Annotated in this window: 15 protein-coding genes; 12 read left to right on the forward strand and 3 right to left on the reverse strand. The window is 70.4% G+C overall.

Going from position 1 to position 18,844, the window contains the following annotated elements; genetic code table 11:
• Positions 1-79 precede the first annotated feature (79 nt).
• From A6B37_RS10450 to A6B37_RS10460, 3 genes are read left to right on the forward strand one after another with little or no spacing between them, the layout of a single operon-like run.
• Complete coding sequence (locus A6B37_RS10450; protein ID WP_111825699.1) at positions 80-448, forward strand: hypothetical protein; 369 nt, start codon at positions 80-82, stop codon at positions 446-448.
• Positions 449-465: 17 nt separating this feature from the next.
• A complete protein-coding gene (locus tag A6B37_RS10455) occupies positions 466-978 on the forward strand; it encodes an RNA polymerase sigma factor (protein WP_102773757.1) in 513 nt (170 codons plus the stop codon).
• 1 nt (position 979) lies between these two features.
• On the forward strand, positions 980-1,795 hold the full coding sequence (locus A6B37_RS10460; RefSeq protein WP_102773758.1) for an anti-sigma factor: 816 nt from the start codon (positions 980-982) through the stop codon (positions 1,793-1,795).
• On the opposite strand, the gene A6B37_RS10465 is transcribed toward A6B37_RS10460, so the two are convergent.
• Genes A6B37_RS10465 through atzF form a run of 3 tightly spaced genes read right to left on the reverse strand, consistent with a single transcriptional unit; the run spans position 1,792 to position 8,059 of the window.
• On the reverse strand, positions 1,792-2,523 hold the full coding sequence (locus A6B37_RS10465; RefSeq protein ID WP_111825700.1) for a GntR family transcriptional regulator: 732 nt from the start codon (positions 2,521-2,523) through the stop codon (positions 1,792-1,794). The two genes, A6B37_RS10460 and A6B37_RS10465, sit on opposite strands and share 4 nt — an antisense overlap.
• 2 nt (positions 2,524-2,525) lie before the next feature.
• The gene (uca, locus tag A6B37_RS10470; protein WP_111825701.1) at positions 2,526-6,158 is read right to left on the reverse strand and encodes an urea carboxylase; all 3,633 of its coding nucleotides are present in this window, start codon (positions 6,156-6,158) and stop codon (positions 2,526-2,528) included.
• A gap of 29 nt (positions 6,159-6,187) precedes the next feature.
• Positions 6,188-8,059, reverse strand: coding sequence for an allophanate hydrolase (gene atzF, locus A6B37_RS10475; protein WP_111825702.1), 1,872 nt, complete (start codon positions 8,057-8,059; stop codon positions 6,188-6,190).
• A 331-nt stretch (positions 8,060-8,390) separates the two neighbouring features.
• Between atzF and urtA the strand changes: the two genes are divergently transcribed.
• The 9 genes from urtA to arsC all read left to right on the forward strand — a co-directional run bounded on the left by urtA (position 8,391) and on the right by arsC (position 18,806).
• Positions 8,391-9,644: an urea ABC transporter substrate-binding protein gene (gene urtA / locus A6B37_RS10480; RefSeq protein ID WP_111825703.1), complete on the forward strand. Its 1,254-nt coding sequence runs from the start codon at positions 8,391-8,393 to the stop codon at positions 9,642-9,644.
• Between the two features lie 20 nt (positions 9,645-9,664).
• The gene (gene urtB, locus A6B37_RS10485) at positions 9,665-11,284 is read left to right on the forward strand and encodes an urea ABC transporter permease subunit UrtB (protein WP_102773764.1); all 1,620 of its coding nucleotides are present in this window, start codon (positions 9,665-9,667) and stop codon (positions 11,282-11,284) included.
• Entirely contained in the window at positions 11,281-12,408 is a 1,128-nt protein-coding gene (urtC, locus tag A6B37_RS10490) for an urea ABC transporter permease subunit UrtC (RefSeq protein WP_102773765.1), read from the forward strand. The genes urtB and urtC overlap by 4 nt, the downstream gene beginning before the upstream one ends.
• Positions 12,405-13,244 (forward strand): urea ABC transporter ATP-binding protein UrtD, encoded by an 840-nt coding sequence (gene urtD / locus A6B37_RS10495; protein ID WP_111825704.1) that lies wholly within the window; start codon positions 12,405-12,407, stop codon positions 13,242-13,244. Before urtC ends, urtD begins: the two co-directional genes overlap by 4 nt.
• Position 13,245: 1 nt before the next feature.
• On the forward strand, positions 13,246-13,944 hold the full coding sequence (gene urtE / locus A6B37_RS10500; protein WP_102773767.1) for an urea ABC transporter ATP-binding subunit UrtE: 699 nt from the start codon (positions 13,246-13,248) through the stop codon (positions 13,942-13,944).
• Positions 13,945-13,980: 36 nt separating this feature from the next.
• Positions 13,981-14,394 (forward strand): DUF2946 domain-containing protein, encoded by a 414-nt coding sequence (locus tag A6B37_RS10505; RefSeq protein ID WP_102773768.1) that lies wholly within the window; start codon positions 13,981-13,983, stop codon positions 14,392-14,394.
• Between the two features lie 188 nt (positions 14,395-14,582).
• Complete coding sequence (locus tag A6B37_RS10510; protein ID WP_111825705.1) at positions 14,583-16,784, forward strand: TonB-dependent receptor; 2,202 nt, start codon at positions 14,583-14,585, stop codon at positions 16,782-16,784.
• Positions 16,785-16,799: 15 nt separating this feature from the next.
• Positions 16,800-18,311: a PepSY domain-containing protein gene (locus A6B37_RS10515; protein WP_111825706.1), complete on the forward strand. Its 1,512-nt coding sequence runs from the start codon at positions 16,800-16,802 to the stop codon at positions 18,309-18,311.
• Between the two features lie 66 nt (positions 18,312-18,377).
• The gene (gene arsC / locus A6B37_RS10520) at positions 18,378-18,806 is read left to right on the forward strand and encodes an arsenate reductase (glutaredoxin) (protein WP_111825707.1); all 429 of its coding nucleotides are present in this window, start codon (positions 18,378-18,380) and stop codon (positions 18,804-18,806) included.
• Positions 18,807-18,844 lie beyond the last annotated feature (38 nt).

Below are 18,844 nucleotides of genomic sequence, written 5' to 3' on the forward strand. Positions count from 1 at the left end.
TTCGTGTAGCGGGAATAAGCCGGGGGCCGGCAGCGTCTGTGTCAGGCAGTCCCCACTTTTTCTATCCGCGAGGCACACCATGCGCAAACACTACGTCGCAATCCTGGCCCTGGCTTCCGCCGCCCTGTTCTCGGCCGGCGCCCAGGCCCAGGCCGTCAAGACCCAGAACGGCATGCTGGTCAACAGCGCCGGCATGACGCTTTACACCTTCGACAAGGACTCGGGCGGCAAGAGCGCCTGCAATGACCAGTGCGCCAAGATCTGGCCGCCCGTCATGGCCGCCGCCGACGCCAAGCCCAGCGGCGACCTGACCGTCATCACCCGTGACGACGGCAGCAAGCAATGGGCCAGCAAGGGCAAGCCGCTGTACACCTACGCCAAGGATGCGAAGGCCGGCGACAAGACCGGCGACAACTTCAAGGAAGTCTGGCACGTGGCCAAGCCCTGATCCCGCGTCGCCGCTCCATGCGCCCCGACGACGAAGCCCTGATCCTGGCCTGCATCCCCAGCCTGCGGCGCTACGCCCGCGGGCTGACGGGCGACCCGCAGCGGGCCGATGACCTGGTCCAGGACACGCTCGAGCGCGCATGGAGCCGCTATTCGCGCTGGCAGCGGCGCGGAGAGCTGCGCGCCTGGATGTTCGGCATCATGCACAACCATTTCATCGACGGGGTGCGCGCCAACAGCCGGCGCGTGGACCAGACCGCCGCCGGCGACCTGCCCGACGCGCCGGTGCGCGCCACCCAGACCGACCGCCTGGAAGTCCGCGACCTCGAGCGCTGCCTCCAGGCCCTGCCCGCCGAGCAGCGCGAAGTCCTGCTGCTGGTATGCGTGGAGGATCTTTCCTATCAGGAAACCGCACAGATACTGGACGTGCCCTTGGGCACGGTCATGTCGCGCCTGTCGCGCGCCCGCGAAAAGCTGAGCGCGCTGATGCAGGGCCGCGATACCTCCAACCGGCTCCACCGCGTGAAATAACATGAACGACAAACGCCTGCACCCGGTGCCCGGCCCGGGCGCCCCCATCACCGAGGCCGATCTGCATGCCTATGCCGACGGCCAGCTGCCGCCGGCGCGCCATGCGGAGGTCGAGGCCTTCCTGGGCGCGCATCCGCACGACCAGGCGCGGGTGGACGACTGGAAGGCGCAGCGCCGCGCGCTGCACGCGCTGCTGGACCCCGTGCTTGACGAACCGCTGCCGCTGCGCCTGCCGCTGGCGCCGCCGGCGCGCCACTGGCCCTGGCGCGCGCTGGCCGCCGGCGTGGCGGTGGCCGCGATCAGCGCCAGCGCGGCCTGGATGGCGCGCGGCGCGATGGACGCCCGCCACCTGCAGACGGTGCTGGCCGCCGCCGCGCCCGAACGCGCCGCCGGCGGCTATGCGCAGCGCGCCGCCATCGCCCACGCGGTCTACGCGTCCGACATGGGCCGCCCGGTGGAAGTTGGCGTGGACAACGAAGCGGGCCTGGTCAAGTGGCTGACCAAGCGCATGGGCGCGCCGGTGCGCGCGCCCTCGCTGTCGCAGGCCGGCTACGAGCTGATGGGCGGACGCCTGCTGCCCGGCGGCGCCGGCCCGGTCGCGCTCTTCATGTACGGCGCCCCCGACGGGCAGCGCCTGACGCTGTACGTCACGCGCGAGGCGACCGGAGAAAAAACCGCCTTCCAGTTCACGCAGGAAGGCGCCGTGCGGGTGTTCTACTGGGTCGAGGGCCAGTTCGGCTACGCGCTGTCCGGCGCGGTCAGCCGCGAGGAACTGCAGCGCGTGTCGCAGGAGGTCTACCGCCAGCTGCAGGGCTAGCCCGCTGCGCGGCCGCCGCACGCCTGTTGCAGCATGTGCAGCGTGATCTTGCGTACTTCGGCCTTGCTCGCGCCGATATGCTCGCGCAGCATTTGCGCTGCCTCGTCGGCGCGCCGCGCCAGCACCGCGCGCAGGATGGCCGCATGCTCGTCGTAGGTGGCGTCCACCCGGCGGTCCTGGGTGAAGTCCAGGCGCCGGACGATGCGTATCTTTTCCGTCACTTCGCGGTGGATCTGCGTCATCTCGGGGTTGCCGGCGGCGGCCACCAGCGCGCAATGGAAAGCCTCGTCCAGCTGGGCCACCTGCCGGCCGTCGGCGATGCGCTGGCGCGGCGGCGCCAGCCATACGTCCCGCAGCGCGTCCAGCATGCCGGCCTGGTCCACGCGCTCGCGCGCGCACAGCCGTTGCACCGCCGCCTGCTCCAGCACCACGCGCACGTCGTACAGCGCTTCGAACCGCTCGAAGTCGAAGGGCCGCACCTGCCAGCCGCTGCGCGGACGCGGCAGCACGTAGCCCTCGCGTTCCAGGCGCGCCAGGCTCAGGCGCACCGGCGTGCGGCTCACGCCCAGGCGCGCCGCCAGATCCGCCTCGGTAAAGCGTTCGCCCGGCAGCAGACGGAAGTCGAACAGGTCGGCCTTGAGCCGTTGATAGACCTGCTCGGCCAGCGATCGGGCCAGGGCCGGCGCCTGCCGCAGCGCCGAGCCGGGCGCAATGAGTTCCCCGCGCATGGTCAGTTCACCGGGCAGGAAACGTCTTCGGCCAGGACGATGAGCGGATCGCCGGCATTGACCGGTTTGCCGGGCGCGCAGCGGATGGCGGCGACGGTGCCGGCGGCGGGCGCGACGACGGACAGCTCCATCTTCATGGCCTCGACCACCACCAGCGTGTCGCCGGCCGACACGCTCTGGCCCACCTGAACCGGAATCTTCCAGACGTTGCCGCACATATCGGCGCTGACCAGGCGCTCGCCTTCGGACAGCGCCGCCTGCGGTTCGAGGTCTGGCTCGGTCTCGGCGGCGTGTTGCGCCGCCTCGGCCTCGCCGGCCTTCCACAAGGCCACCTCGGCGTCGAACGCGCGTTTCTGGCGCGCCTGGAACGCGGCGATGCTGTCGGCCTGGTGCGCCAGAAAGCGCTGGTGCGCGGCGAAGTCGAACACTTCCTCTTCGATGCGGACGGCGGCCCGGCCTTCCCGGAAATCGGCGCGCAGCGCGTCCAGTTCGGCCTCGGTCACCGGATAGAAGCGCACCTGATCGAAAAAGCGCAACAGCCACGGCTTGCCGTCCTGGAACACCGGGTTCTTCAGGAACTTGTTCCAGATGGGCAGGGTGCGGCCGACCAGCTGATAGCCGCCGGGCGAATCCATGCCGTAGATGCACATGTACACGCCGCCGATGCCCACGGTGCCTTCGGCGGTAAAGGTGCGGGCGGGGTTGTACTTCGACGTCAGCAGGCGGTGGCGCGGATCGATCGGCACCGCGCAGGGCGCGCCCAGGTACACGTCGCCCAGGCCCATGACCAGGTAGCTGGCGCCGAACACGATGTCGCGGACCTGCTCGCGGCTTTCCAGGCCGTTGATGCGCTGGATGAAATCCACGTTGTTGGGCAGCCACGGCGCCTCGGCGCGCACGGTTTCCTGGTAACGCCGCACGGCGCCCAGCGTGGCCGAGTCCTCGAACGCCATCGGCAGATGGACGACGCGGGTGGGCACCTTGAGCGTGGCCACGTCGGCCAGGCCGGCTTCGATCTCCAGCAGGCGCGCGATCAGCGCGTCCTGCGCGATCGTGTGGCTGTCGTAGCGGATCTGCAGCGAGCGCACGCCCGGCGACAGTTCCCGCACGCCGGCGACGGGATCGGCGTCGAGCGCCTGCATCAGCAGGTGCACGCGCATGCGCAGCGCCAGGTCCAGCACGTTGTCGCCGTATTCCAGCAGCAGGTAGCCGTCGCCGGCCTGGCGGTAGGTCACCGATGGACGCGACCCCCGAGCCGGCAGCGCCGCCACGATGGCCTCGGACGCCGCCGCCGGCGCGCGCGCCGCGGCCTCGGGTGCGGCCGCCAGTTCGGCCACGCGCCGGTCCTGCGCCGCCTCCAGCGCCACGGCCCGGGCGTAGTCCATGCGCACGAAGCGGATGCGGTCGCCCGGCTTGACCTGGCCGACCTTCCAGAGTTCGGCGCGGGCGATGGTGGCGGGGCAGACGAAGCCGCCCAGGCTGGGGCCGTCGCGCGTCAGGATGACCGGGCTGTCGCCGGTGAAATTGATACTGCCGATGGCGTATTCGCAATCGTGGATGTTCGACGGATGCAGGCCGGCCTCGCCGCCATTCTCGCGCGCCCAGGCCGGCCTGGGGCCGATCAGGCGCACGCCCAGCCGGTTGGAGTTGTAGTGCACTTCCCAATCGGCGGCGAAGAAGGCTTCGATGGCCTCGGGCCGGAAGAAATCGGGCGCGCCGTGGGGACCGTAGAGCACGCCGATTTCCCAGGTGTCGCCATAGGCCGGGATCAGTTCGGCCGGCGCGGCCTGCGGCGCGGACAGGGCCGGCGCGGCGTCCGCCAGTTCCGGGCGCACCAGGGGCAGCACGTCGCCCACGCGCAGCGTGCGCCCGGCGTGGCCGCCGAACTGGCCCAATGCGAACGTCGAACGGCTGCCCAGATAGACCGGCACGTCCAGGCCGTTGCGCACGGCCAGGTAGCCGCGGCAGCCCGACAGCGCCCGGCCGATGGACAGCACCTGGCCGCTGCGCACCGCCACCGGCCGCCACATGGGCAGCGGCTCGCCGTCCAGCGTGGCGGCGCACGCCGCGCCCGTCAGCGCCACGATGGCGTCGCCATGGAATCGCAGGGTCGGACCGACCAGCGTGGTTTCCAGCCCGGCCGCGTCGGGCGCGTTGCCGACGATGCGATTGGCCATGCGGAACGCATAATCGTCCATCGGCCCCGACGGCGGCACGCCGATGTTCCAATACCCCTCGCGCCCCGGATAGTCCTGCACGCTGGTGTAGGTGCCCGCCTCCAGCACCTCGATCGCGGCCGGCCGGTAGACGAAGCCGTCCAGAAAGCGCGTGGAAAGCTCGCCGGCGCGAAAGCGCGCGTCGTCCACGATCTGCCGCAGGTAGTCGAGGTTGGTGGCGATGCCATGCAGCCGGGTCCGCGCCAGCGCCTCGGCCAGCCGGTCCAGCGCCTGCTCGCGCGTCGGCGCGTGGACGATCAGCTTGGCCAGCATGGGGTCGTAGAATGCCGGCACCTCCGTGCCGGTCGAGACCCAGCCATCGACCCGCACCCCGGGCGGAAACGACACCTCGGTCAACACGCCGGGCGCGGGCTGGAACTGGCGCAGCGGATCCTCGGCGTACAGGCGCACCTCGATCGCCGCGCCGCGCGGCGCGCGCGACATGGCGTCGAAGTCCAGCGCCTCGCCGGCGGCCACGCGCAGCATGCATTCGATCAGATCCAGGTCGGTCACCTCTTCGGTCACGGGATGCTCGACCTGCAGCCGCGTGTTCACCTCCAGGAAATAGAAGCTGTCGCGCGCCGGATCGTAGATGAACTCCACCGTGCCCGCCGAGCGGTAGCAGACCGACTCGCCCAGCCGCAGCGCGGCCGCGTGCAGCGCGGCCCGGGTGGCCTGCGGCAGCCGCGGCGCCGGGGTTTCCTCGATGACCTTCTGGTTGCGGCGCTGCACCGAGCAGTCGCGCTCTCCCAGCGCCAGCACCCGGCCGCTGCCGTCGCCGAAGATCTGCACCTCGATGTGGCGGGCGTTATCCACGTAGCGTTCGATGAACGCGCCGCCATCCTTGAAGAAATGCTCGCCCATGCGCTGCACGCCATCGAAGGCCGCGGTCAGTTCGGCCTCGTTGGCGCAACGCGACAGTCCGATGCCGCCGCCGCCCGCGGTGCTCTTGAGCATGACCGGGTAGCCGATGCGCTCGGCCTGCGACAGCGCTTCGCCCAGGCTGCCCAGCAGGCCCGTGCCCGGCGTCATCGGCACCCCTGCCGCGGCCGCCAGTTCGCGGGCGCGGTGCTTCAGGCCGAACTCGCGGATCTGCGTGGGCGTGGGGCCGACGAACGCGATGCCGGCGTCCTCGCACGCCTGCGCGAACTCGGCGCTCTCGGACAGGAATCCGTAGCCCGGATAAATCGCCTGCGCGCCATGCTCGCGCGCGGCCGCCAGCAGCAGGTCCATGCGCAGGTAGCTGTCGGCGGCCTTCTCGCCGCCCAGCGCCACGGCCACGTCGGCCTCGCGCACGTGCGCGGCGTTGCGGTCCGGATCGGAGTACACGGCCACGCTGCGGATGCCCAGCCGCTTGAGGCTGCGGATGGCGCGGACGGCGATTTCGCCTCGGTTGGCGATCAGAACGGTATCGAACACGTTGCGGCTCCCAGAAGTCTGTGCGGGTGTTAGCGAAGCGGGGCGGGACTGGCGTCGAGGCTGGCCAGGTAGGCGCGCCAGCCGCCGTAAGCGGTGATGTCGCGCGCGCCCTCCAGGCCGCGCGGTTCGCAGATGAATCCCTTGACCTGGCGGCCGTCTTCCAGCTCCAGCGTGCCGATGCCCAGCGGCGCGGGAATCTCCGCCACGAAGGCGCCGAAGGCCGCCAGCGGCACGTCCCAGAGCTCCACCTCGATGGGCGCGCCGCTGTCGCGCTTCACCAGGCCCGGTTTGGGCGGCGACGTGTTGGCCAGCGCGAACAGGCGGTAATCGGCCGCCGTGCGCGTACGTTCGACGAACACGGCGCCGCGCGAGGTCAACTGATGGTTCAGCGGCATGCCGCGCAGATGCGCGCCCACGACGGACACGCGCACCGCGTCGGCGGCCGGCTCTCGGGCAGGGCCGGGCGCCGGCAGCGGCGCGCCGGTGGCGCCCAGCGGCAGCCCCAGGCGCGCCTGCCACTGGCGGCCGAAGCGCGCCAGCGCGCGGTCGTGCCAGGCCGGGCCGATCAGCGTGATGCCGGCGGGCAGGCCGTCGGCGCGCATCCCCGCCGGCAATGCCAGCGCCGACAGGTCGGCCAGGTTGACGAAGTTGGTATAGATGCCGAGGCGCGAATTGAGCGTCACCGGGTCGGCCTCCAGCTCGGCGATGGTGTAGATCGCAGGCGAGGTCGGCACGACCAGCGCGTCGAAGCCCGCCAGCGACCGGTGGATGCGCCGCGCCAGCGCCGCGCGCCGGTACTCCGCCTTGAACGCATCCAGCGCGCTGTAGCCGGCGGCCTGCTCGACGATGCCGCGCACCACCGGATGGATGGCGTCCGGGGTTGCATTCCACAGCGCTTCCACGGCGGCGAAACGCTCGGCCACCCAAGGCCCTTGATAGAGCAGCGCCGCCAGTTCGCTGCAGGGCGTGAAGTCGATCGCCTCGACCGCCGCCCCGCCGTCCCTCAACCGGCGCACGGCCTCTTCGAAGGCGGCGGCCGCCTGCGCGTCGCCGAAGAATTCCAGCTGCGCGGGAATGGCCAGCCTGGGCCGCTCGGGCCAGGCTGGCGCGGCCTGCGCCGGCTGCTCGCGCGAATAGGGATCGCGCTGATCCAGGCCGGCCGCGATGTCGGCCACGAGTTCGGCATCGTCCACCGTCAAGGCGAACACCGACACGCAGTCCAGGGTGCGGCACGCCGGCACCACGCCGGCGGTGCTGAGCCGGCCTTTGGTGGGTTTGAGGCCGACGATGTTGTTAAAGCCCGCCGGCACCCGACCCGAGCCCGCGGTGTCCGTGCCCAGCGCGAACGCGACCAGGCCGCGCGCCACCACCGAGGCCGAGCCCGAGCTGGAACCGCCGCTCACATAGGCCGGATCGAAGGCGTTGGGTACGGCGCCGTGGGGCGAGCGGGTGCCCACCAGCCCGGTGGCGAACTGGTCCAGGTTGGTCTTGCCCACCAGAATGGCGCCGGCCGCGCGCAGGCGGGCGACCACCCCGGCGTCCTCGTCCGGCACATAGGCGAACTCGGGGCAGGCGGCCGTGGTCGGCCAGCCGGCGGCGTCGATATTGTCCTTGACCGCGAATGGCACGCCATACAGCGGCAGACGCGCGAGGTCGCCGCCGGCAGCCTCCAGCAGGCCGCGCAGCGCGTGGAGCTGGCGGGCCAGCATGGCGCCATCCACGCGCGCGATCCAGGCATTGTCCGCGGGGCCGCCGCAAGTCGCCCACGGCGCCAGCAGCGTCTCGGGCACGGCGCCGCCGTCGCGGTAGGCGGCCTGCCACTGCGCGATCGTCCAGGCCAGCGGCCCGTCATGGACTGCCTGATTGCGGATAGGGCCTTTCTGCGTTGCTGCGGCATTCATGCTGGGATCCTCGTTGGTATTCACGTATGGATTCCCAAGCAATAGGTATGCCATGTCGGCCTGCTCCCCGGCGCCATCCTCGGTTCGGCCCGGAAGCGCCGCGGGCGGTTCGCCGCGCACGCACCGGAACGGGCCGTTTTCGCACCCTTGTTGTGCGTGCGGCACCACATCGACCCACGCCCACCGCCCTGCCCGCCCGTGCGCCTCATGGCGCGCCACGGCCCCTCACCGACCTGGCATGGGCTTTGCTTTGAGGTCATGGCGGGCATGCATATCGAGCAAGCCGCCGTTCCAGCCGGCCAGGCCGGCGCCTTCCCTTTCAGGAGTCACCATGAAACGCAGACTAGCCCTTAAGCAACTGACCGCCGTGAGCCTGTTGGCCCTGTCGGGATGGATGCCGCAGTCGTACGCCGCCGAGGACACCATCAAGGTGGGCATCCTGCATTCGCTCTCGGGCACCATGGCGATCTCGGAAACCTCGCTCAAGGACGTGGCCCTGATGGCCATCGCCGAAATCAACGCCAACGGCGGCGTGCTGGGCAGGAAGCTCGAACCCGTGGTGGTGGACCCCGCGTCGAACTGGCCGCTGTTCGCCGAGAAAGCGCGCCAGCTGCTGTCGCAGGACAAGGTGGCGGCGGTCTTCGGCTGCTGGACGTCGGTGTCGCGCAAGTCCGTGCTGCCGGTGTTCAAGGAACTGAACGGGCTGCTTTTCTATCCCGTGCAGTACGAAGGCGAGGAACTTGAGAAGAACGTGTTCTACACCGGCGCCGCGCCCAACCAGCAGGCCATTCCCGCCGTGGAGTACCTGATGAGCGAAGACGGCGGCGGGGCCAAGCGCTTCGTGCTGCTGGGCACCGACTACGTCTATCCGCGCACCACCAACAAGATCCTGCGCGCCTTCCTGCATTCCAAGGGCGTCAAGGACAGCGACATCGACGAGATCTACACGCCGTTCGGCCACTCGGACTACCAGACCATCGTGGCCAACATCAAGAAGTTCGCCGCCGGCGGCAAGACCGCCGTGATCTCCACCATCAACGGCGATTCCAACGTGCCCTTCTACAAGGAGCTGGGCAACGCGGGCCTGAAGGCCACCGACGTGCCGGTGGTGGCCTTTTCGGTGGGCGAGGAAGAGCTGCGCGGCGTGGACACCAGGCCGCTGGTCGGCCACCTGGCCGCGTGGAACTATTTCCAGTCGATCCGCAACCCGGTCAACGCGGCCTTCATCGAGAAATGGAAGGCCTACGCCAAGGCGAACAAGCTGCCCAACGCCGACACGGTCGTGACCAACGATCCGATGGAGGCCACCTACATCGGCATCCACATGTGGAAGCAGGCGGTCGAGCAGGCCAAGACCACGGACGTGGACAAGGTGATCGCGGCCATGGGCGGCCAGAAGTTCGACGCGCCCGACGGCTACACCATCGAGATGGACAAGACCAACCATCACCTGCACAAGCCGGTCTACATCGGCGAGATCAAGGCGGACGGCCAGTTCAACGTGGTGTGGAAGAGCAAGGGACCGATCCGCGCCCAGCCCTGGAGTCCGTACATCCCGGGCAATGAAGCCAAGCAAGGCCTATGACGCACACCGGAACCGCAGCCATGCGCATCGCTGTCATCGCTCTCTACTTGCGTCGTTTTCTTCTGGCGTGGCTGGCGTCCCTGCCGCTGCAGGCGGCGGCCGGCGTGGACCCGGCCCTGCTCGCGCCGCTGTCCGGCGACGACACGGACGCCAGGCTGCAAGCGATCGCCGCGCTGGGCGAGCTGCCCGACCCCGGCGCGGCGGCCGTACTGGAGGCGCTGGGCGAAGGCCGGCTCTACGCGGGCGGCGACGGCCGCCTGCTGATCGGCGACGGCGGCCCGCGCGCCGCCGACGCCGCGACGGGCGCCGCCGCCGAGCTGCCCGCGGACGCGGAAGCCGTGATGGTCAACAACCGCCTGCGCCGCGCCATCGAGGCCGCGCTGGCCGGCGCGCGCCTGTACGCCGACCAGCCCGCCGTGCGCCTGGCGGCGGCCCGCCGGCTTCAGCAGACCGGCGACCCCGCGCGCCTGCCCATGCTTGCGAAGGCGCTGGCCGCCGAGCGGGACCCGGCCGTACGCGATGCGCTGGAGATCGCGCAGGCCAATCTGGAATTGAAAAGCGACGATCCCGCAAAGCGGCGCCATGCGGTGCAGGTGCTGGGCGAAACCGGCAACGCGGTGTTCCGCCCCACCCTGGCCGCCCTGACCCTGGAGCGCGATGGGGCCTACGCGGAACCCGACGCCGGCGTGCGCCAGGCCGCCGCGCGTGCGCTCAAGCAGATCGACCGCCGCCTGGCCACGATCGAATGGGCCGGCAATCTCTACTACGGCGTCAGCCTGGGCAGCGTGCTGCTGCTGGCGGCGCTGGGCCTGGCCATCACCTTCGGCCTGATGGGCGTCATCAATATGGCGCACGGCGAGCTGCTGATGATAGGCGCCTACGTGACCTATGTGGTGCAGACGGCGTTCCGCGCCTGGCTGCCGGGCTGGCTGGACTGGTACGTGCTGGCGGCGCTGCCGCTGGCCTTCGTCGTGACCGCGCTGGTGGGCATGGCGCTGGAACGCACCGTGATCCGCTGGCTTTACGGCCGGCCGCTGGAAACGCTGCTGGCCACCTGGGGCATCAGCCTGATCCTGATGCAGGGCGTGCGCACCCTGTTCGGCGCGCAGAACGTGGAAGTGAGCAATCCCGCCTGGATGTCCGGCGGCCTCACGGTACTGGGCGGGCTGGTGCTGACCTACAACCGGCTGGTCATCATCGGCTTCGCCTTCTTCGTGGTGTTCCTGGTGTGGGCGCTGCTGAACCACACCCGCCTGGGCCTGTTCGTGCGCGCCATCACCCAGAACCGGCGCATGGCCGACTGCGTCGGCGTGCCCACCGGCCGCGTGGACATGCTGGCCTTCGGCCTGGGCTCGGGCATCGCCGGGCTGGCCGGCGTGGCCCTGTCCCAGCTGGGCAACGTCGGACCGGACCTGGGCCGCGGCTACATCGTGGATTCGTTCATGGTGGTGGTGCTGGGCGGCGTGGGCCAGCTGGCCGGCACCGTCGTCGCCGCGCTGGGCCTGGGCGGGGTCAATAAATTCCTGGAACCTTACGCAGGAGCCGTCATGGCCAAGATCATTATCCTGGCGCTCATCGTGCTGTTCGTCCAAAAGCGGCCGCAAGGCCTGTTCGCCCCGCGCGGCCGGAGCGTCGAATGAAATCGAGTTTCCCGATCGATCCGACCCTGCCCGTCCGCGCCCCGCTTTACTCGCGCCGCGCCTGGGCGGCGCTGGCCGCGGCCGCCGCCGCGCTGGCGCTGCTGCCGCTGCTGAACCTGGCGTTCCCGCCCGGCCATCCGCTGCACGTATCGGCCTATGCCGTGGCGCTGCTGGGCAAGTTCATGTGCTACGCCATGGCCGCGCTGGCGCTGGACCTGGTGTGGGGCTACGCCGGCATCCTGTCGCTGGGCCACGGACTGTTCTTCGCGCTGGGCGGCTATGCGCACGGCATGTACCTGATGCGCGCCATCGGCCGCGACGGCGTCTACCAGAGCGACCTGCCCGACTTCATGGTGTTCCTGGACTGGAAGGACTACCCCTGGTACTGGTCCTTCACCGAGCATTTCTGGTACGCCATGCTGCTGGTGGTGCTGGCGCCCGGCGTGCTGGCCTTCGTGTTCGGCTACTTCGCCTTCCGCTCGCGCATCAAGGGCGTGTACTTCTCCATCATCACGCAGGCCCTGACCTTCGCCGCCATGCTGCTGTTCTTTCGCAACGACACGGGGTTCGGCGGCAACAACGGCTTTACCGACTTCAAGCGCATCCTGGGCTTCGACATCACCGCTCCGGGCACCCGCGCCGCGCTGTACTGGATCACGCTGGCGGCGCTGGCCGGCGCGCTGATCGCGGCGCGCCTGGTCACCCGCAGCAAGCTGGGCCGCGTGCTGACGGCGGTGCGCGACGGCGAAAGCCGGCTGCGCTTTCTCGGCTACGACCCGCTGGGCTTCAAGCTGTTCGTCTGGACCCTGTCGGCCGTGCTGTGCGGCATCGCCGGCGCGCTCTACGTGCCGCAGGTCGGCATCATCAATCCCAGCGAAATGTCCACGGAAACTTCCATCGAGATGGTGATCTGGGTCGCCACCGGCGGACGCGGCACGCTGATCGGCCCCATCGTCGGCGCGGGCGCGGTCAACGGCCTGAAGACCTGGTTCACCAGCGTGCTGCCTGAATTCTGGCTGTATGCGCTGGGCCTGATTTTCGTGCTGGTGACGCTGTTCCTGCCCACCGGCCTGGTCGGCCTGGCGCGCCGCGCCGCGCAGCGCATCCAAGGGAGAAAGGCATGAACGCGCCCCGCATCGACTCCGCCGCGCTCGACGGCGGCCCCAGCGGCGAGGCCGGCTACGGCCGGGTCAGCCCCAAGGGCCTCGACACCAGCCACGGCGCCATCCTGTACCTGGAAGGCATCACGGTCAGCTTCGGCGGCTTCAAGGCCCTCAACGACCTGACGCTGGACATCGGCGTGGGCGAACTGCGCTGCATCATCGGCCCCAACGGCGCGGGCAAGACCACCATGATGGACGTCATCACCGGCAAGACCCGTCCCACCGCGGGCAGCGCCTACTTCGGCCAGAGCATCGACCTGAGCACGCTGAACGAAGCGCAGATCGCGCACGCGGGCATAGGCCGGAAATTCCAGCGGCCCACCGTGTTCGAACAGCACACGGTCTTCGAAAACCTGGAACTGGCCATGAAGACCGACAAGCGCGTGCGGCCCACGCTGTTCGCCCGCCTCAGCGGCGAGCAGGCCGACAGGATAGGCGAAACGCTGGACCTGATCCGGCTGCGGCCCGAGGCGGCGCGGCCGGCCGGGCTGTTGTCGCATGGCCAGAAGCAATGGCTGGAAATCGGCATGCTGCTGATGCAGGAGCCGAAGCTGCTGCTGCTGGACGAGCCGGTGGCCGGCATGACCGACGCCGAAACCGAGCGCACCGGCGAACTGCTCAACGAACTGCGCGGGCGCCATTCGCTGATGGTGGTCGAGCACGACATGGATTTCGTCAACCAGATCGCGGACGGCGGCAAGGTCACGGTGCTGCACGAGGGCTCGGTGCTGGCCGAAGGGCCGATGAGCAAGGTGCAGGCCGATCCGCGCGTGATCGAAGTTTATCTGGGGCGCTGAAATGCTGGACGTGAACGCGATCGACCAATACTACGGCGGCAGCCACACGCTGCGCGGCGTCTCGCTGTCGCTGCGGCAGGGCGAATGCCTGACGCTGCTGGGGCGCAACGGGGTGGGCAAGACCACGCTGCTCAAATGCGTGATGGGCGTGCTGCCGGTGGCCCGCGGCAGCATCGTGTTCGACGGCGCCGACATCACCCGCCTGGCCCCGCACCAGCGCGCCGCGCGCGGCATCGCCTACGTGCCGCAGGGCCGCGACATCTTCGCCCGCCTGACGGTCGAAGAGAACATCCTGATGGGCATGGCGGCCAAGCCGGCGGCGCGCGCGCGCCGCATCAAGGAAGAGGTGTTCGAACTGTTTCCGGTGCTGGCCACCATGCTGTCGCGCCGCGGCGGCGACCTGTCCGGCGGACAGCAGCAACAGCTGGCGATCGCGCGCGCCCTGGTGGCCGAACCCAGGCTCATCATCCTGGACGAGCCCACCGAGGGCATCCAGCCTTCGATCATCAAGGACATCGCCCGCGTCATCCACATGCTGCGCCGGCGCGGCGACATCGCCATCCTCCTGTGCGAACAGTATTTCGATTTCGCCCGCGAGCTGGCGGACCGGTTCGTCGTGCTGTCGCGCGGCGAAGTGGTGGCCAGCGGCGAGCGCGAGGCGATCGACGGCGACGACGTGCGACGGCATTTGTCCGTATAGAAAGAAACGTGGCGCCCTCCGATATAATTTTGCGCCATGAGCTTCGCATCGTTCCTGACCCGCCCCGCAACATGGATCGCACTCGCCGCGATCCTGTGGGCGTCGTTGGCGCCGTCGCTGGCTCATGCGCTGGGCCTGCCCTCGGACGCCCACGGCGCGCATCGCAGCATCAGCGTCGATTACTGCGTCGGCGGCGACCAGGCCCCGGCCTCCCTGACCCTGGACGTGCCGCCGGCCGGCGACGGCACCGCGACCGACACGCACGGCGACAGCCACCACTGCCCGCTCTGCCGCAATCCCCATGCCGACGTGGGCATCCTGCCCGCGCCGGTGCCGGTGGTGCCCGCTCCGGTCGGGCGCGCCGTCACCTACCCGCCGCTGTTCTTCCTGGCGGCGCACCCGCTTCATGCCTGGAGCGCGGCCCAGCCGCGCGCCCCGCCCGCGAACTGAGCCCGCGCCGCCGCGCCGCCTGAAGGCGGACCGCGCGCGCCCGTCCGCTCGTTTCCCCGTCGCCACGTTTCCGCCGCGCGCCCTGCGCCGGCGGCGGCGCGCCGTCATCCCGGCCCTCGCGATCCGACCCGCCCTGCCCGTTTTCGGCAGCGCAGCCGGGCGCGCGGGACGGACCACCGGTTCCAGACATGAAGAAAACCACCCGCTATACCCTGCTGCTCGGCGCGCTCGCCGGCGGCAACGCCTGCGCCCAGGGCGCCGAACCCGCCGTGCAGACGCTGGCCCCGACCACCGTGGTCGGCGCCGCCCACGAGGCGCCCGCGCCCAACGGCCCGATCGACCTGGACGTGCAGGACAGCACCGGCAGCCGCCTGGGCCTGACCCTGCGCGAGACGCCGGCCAGCGTCACCGTGATCACGCGCGACCAGATCGAGGCGCGCGGGTCGCTGAACACCCAGGAAATCGCCCGCGGCATCGCGGGCGTGGACAACGCCTCGCCGCCGGGCAACCCCGGCGCGGTGAGCTACCGCGGCTTCTCCGGCGGCCAGGTCGCGCAGCTGTTCAACGGCATCTCGGTGCAGTACGACGCCGTCGCGGGCCGGCCGGTGGACAGCTGGATCTATGACCGCGTCGAGGCGATCGGCGGGCCGTCCACCTTTCTGTTCGGCGCGGGCGCGGTCGGCGGCGCCATCAACTACGTCACCAAGCTGCCGCAGCGCGATACCTTCTACGAAGGCCAGCTGCGGATCGGTTCGTTCGACAGCCGCCAGGCTTCGGTCGGCCTGAACCAGCAGCTGGCCGGCGAGCCGGGCGGGCGCGGCCATTACCTGCGCCTGGACGCCAACACCGGCTCCAGCCACGGCTGGATCGACGGCAACCACAGCCGCGCCAGCCAGGTGGCGGTGTCGCTGCTGTCGGACCTGGGCGCCGACGTGACCCAGACCTTCGCCTTCGAATACCAGCGCGAGCAGGTGGACCGCCCCTACTGGGGCACGCCGCTCAAGACCGGCCCCGACGGCGTGGTGCGCGGCACCGGCCGCATCCTGGACGGCACCCGGTTCAAGAACTACAACGTCAACGACGGCCTGTACGAGCAGTCCGTGCTGTGGGCGCGCTCGCTGACGGAATGGCGCGCCGGCGCCAACCTGACGCTGAAGAACACGCTGTACTACTACCGCGCCGAACGCGACTACCGCAACCTGGAGAATTACCGCCTCAATGCCGGCAACAGCCTGGTGCTGCGCTCCGGCGCGCTGTTGCAGCGCCACGAGCAAAGCCTGCTGGGCAACCGTGTCGAAGGCCTGTACCGCTCCACGCTGGCCGGCCTGCCCAGCGACTGGTCGTTCGGCGCCGATTTCAGCGAAAACAAGGTCACGCGCTATCCCACCAGCCTGCCCGCGCAGGTGGACGCGGTCGATCCCTACGACTTCGCGGCCGGGGACTTCTACGACATACCCGGCATGACGCGCGGCCACGTCGCCGACCGCGACAACCGCATCCGCACCCTGGCGCTGACGCTGGAAAATCGCACCGAAGTGCTGCCCGGCGTGGCCATCGTGTCGGCGCTGCGCAAGGACTTCATCGACCTGGACCTGACCAACCGCCGCGCCGTCACCGCCGCCTCGCCGGCCAGCGCGCAGCGCAGCTATTCGCCCCTGACCGGCAGGCTGGGCGTGAACTGGGAGCTGAGCCCCGAGGCCTCGCTGTACGCGCAGTACGCCACCGCGGCCGATCCTCCCTCGGGCCTGCTGGCCACGGCCTCGTTCGCCGACGTGCTGAACAACGACAAGCTCACCACCGGCTGGCAGGCCGAGGCCGGCGCCAAGTTCAATTTCTGGGACGGCCGCGGGTCGGCCACCCTGGCCGTGTACGAGATCAGGCGCAAGAACATGGCCACCTCCGACCCGGACAATCCCGGTGTCAGCGTGCCGGTGGGCGCGCAGTCGGCGCGCGGCATCGAACTGGCCGGCGGCCTGCAACTGAGCTCCAGCCTGTCCCTGCAGGCCAACGCCGCCTTCGTCGATCCGCAGTACGACGATTTCTCGCAGGCGGTGGGCGGCGTGCCGGTCTCGCGCAACGGCAACGTGCCGGCCAACACGCCGCGGCGCCTGGCCAACGTCTGGCTGAACTACGCCTTCGCGCCCGACTGGAGCGCCAGCCTGGCCGCACGCTACGTGGGCCGCATGTACGCGGACGCCGCCAACACGGTGCGGACGCCGTCCTACACCGTGTTCGACGCGGCGCTGTCGCACCGCATCAACCGCAGCCTCAGCGTCACGGCGCGCGTGCGCAACCTGACCGACAAGGTCTATGCCGCGTACGCGACCCCGACCATGTACTACCTGGGCGCGCCGCGCTCGGTGGAACTGAGCCTGCAAGCCCGTTTCTGACCAGGCGCGCCCATCATGAAAACCTCCTCTTCCGCGCCGCCCGCCGCCCGCATCAAGCGCTGGCTCTACCTGACCCACCGCTGGGCCGGCATCGTGCTGTGCCTGTTCTTCGCCATGTGGTTCGTTTCGGGCGTGGTGATGATGTACGTCGGCTATCCCAAGCTGACGCCGCAGGAGCGGCTGGCCCACCTGCCCGCGCTGGACGCCGCCGCCATCGCCGTGACGCCGGCCCAGGCGCTGGCGGCCGCGGGCGCGGCCGACGCGCCCGGACTGACCCTGGCCGCCGCGCGCGGCGGCGCCCCGGTCTATCTGGTGCCCGGCGGCCGGCGCGAAGCGCCCAAGGTGGTGGACGCGGCCACCGGCGCGCTGCTGCCCCGCGCCGACGCCGCGCTCGCGCGGGCCACGGCCGCGGCCTGGTCCGGCGGCCGTTACGCCGCGCGCTACGACGGCCTGGTCGACGAGGACGCCCATACCCATTCCCGCGCGCTCGACCCCGACCGCCCGCTGCACCGGCTGGAGCTGGACGATCCGGCGGGCACGCGCCTGTACGTGTCCTCGGCCACCGGCATGGTGGTGCGCGACGCCACGCGCGCCGAACGCATGTGGAACTACGCGGGCGCCTGGATCCACTGGCTCTATCCGCTGCGCGGCAACGCCCTGGACCCGTGGTGGCACGACGCCGTCGTGTGGCTGTCCGTGGCCGGCGTGCTGCTGGCGCTGACCGGCACCGTGGTGGGCCTGCTGCGCTGGCGCTTCTCGCGGCCGTACGCCAGCGGCAGCCGCTCGCCCTACCGCGAGTCCATGATGCGCTGGCACCACCTGAGCGGGCTGCTGTTCGCCGTCATCACCATCACCTGGATCTTCAGCGGGCTGATGTCCATGAATCCATGGAAGATCTTCTCCGGCGATCAGGCGCCGCTGGCGACGGCGGCCTACGCCGGCCAGCCCGAGGCCGGGCCGCCGCTGGCCGCGCCGGCGGCGCTGATCGCCGCCCTGCCCGCGCCCCCGCGCGAATTGACCTGGACCCGCGCGCAGGGCCGCGACCTGGCGCTGGCGCGCAGCGGGCCGGGCGCGCCGCAAGTGCTGTCGGCGCGCGCCGCCGCGCCAATCAGCCTGGACCCGGCGGCGCTGCGCGACGCGGCCGCCCGGCTGCTGCCCGGCGCGCCGCTGCTGCGCATCGAAGAACTGGACGCCTACGACTTCTACTACTACGCGCGCGATGCGCACGCGATGCTGGGTCACGTCGAAAAACCGCTGCCGGCCTGGCGCGCGGTGTTCGGCGACGCGCGCGCGACCTGGGTCTACCTGGACCCGCGCACCGGCCAGATCCTGGCACGCCAGGACAGCGGCGCGCGCGCCAGCCGCTGGCTGTTCGCCTTCCTGCACAGCTGGGACTGGACCGGCCTGCTGGCCCGCCGCCCGCTGTGGGACGCGCTGCTGATCTTCCTGAGCCTGGGCGGCGCGGCGCTGAGTCTGACGGGCGCGGTCATCGGCTGGCGCCGCCTGGGCAGGAAGCTGCGTGCCTGAAGCCCGGGCGCGAATGCACTATGCTCACTGCCTCGCATGACGATTCACCGGAAAGAGGAGCCTGACATGTCCGACGTAACCATCTATCACAACCCCAAGTGCGGCACCTCCCGCAATACCCTGGCCATGATCCGTAACGCCGGCATCGAACCCGAGGTCGTGCTGTACCTGGAAACCCCGCCCTCGCGCGACACCCTGAAGGCCCTGTTCAAACGGGCCGGCATCGGCGTGCGCGACGCCCTGCGGGAAAAAGGCACGCCTTACCACGAACTGGGCCTGGACGACGCTTCCCTCTCTGACGAGGCGCTGCTGGACGCCATCGAGCAGCATCCGATCCTGCTCAACCGCCCCTTCGTCTCCACGCCGCTGGGCGCACGCCTGTGCCGCCCGTCCGAACTGGTGCTGGACATCCTGCCGGCCCCGCAAAAAGGCGCTTTCGCCAAGGAAGACGGCGAGCCGGTGATCGACGCGCAGGGCAATCGCATCCAGAAGTAAAACCACGGGATTCGGCGCATTTTGTAAGCAGACTGACG

It is taken from the genome of Achromobacter sp. HZ01, from assembly GCF_003267925.1.
Lineage (GTDB): Bacteria > Pseudomonadota > Gammaproteobacteria > Burkholderiales > Burkholderiaceae_B > Achromobacter > Achromobacter pulmonis_A.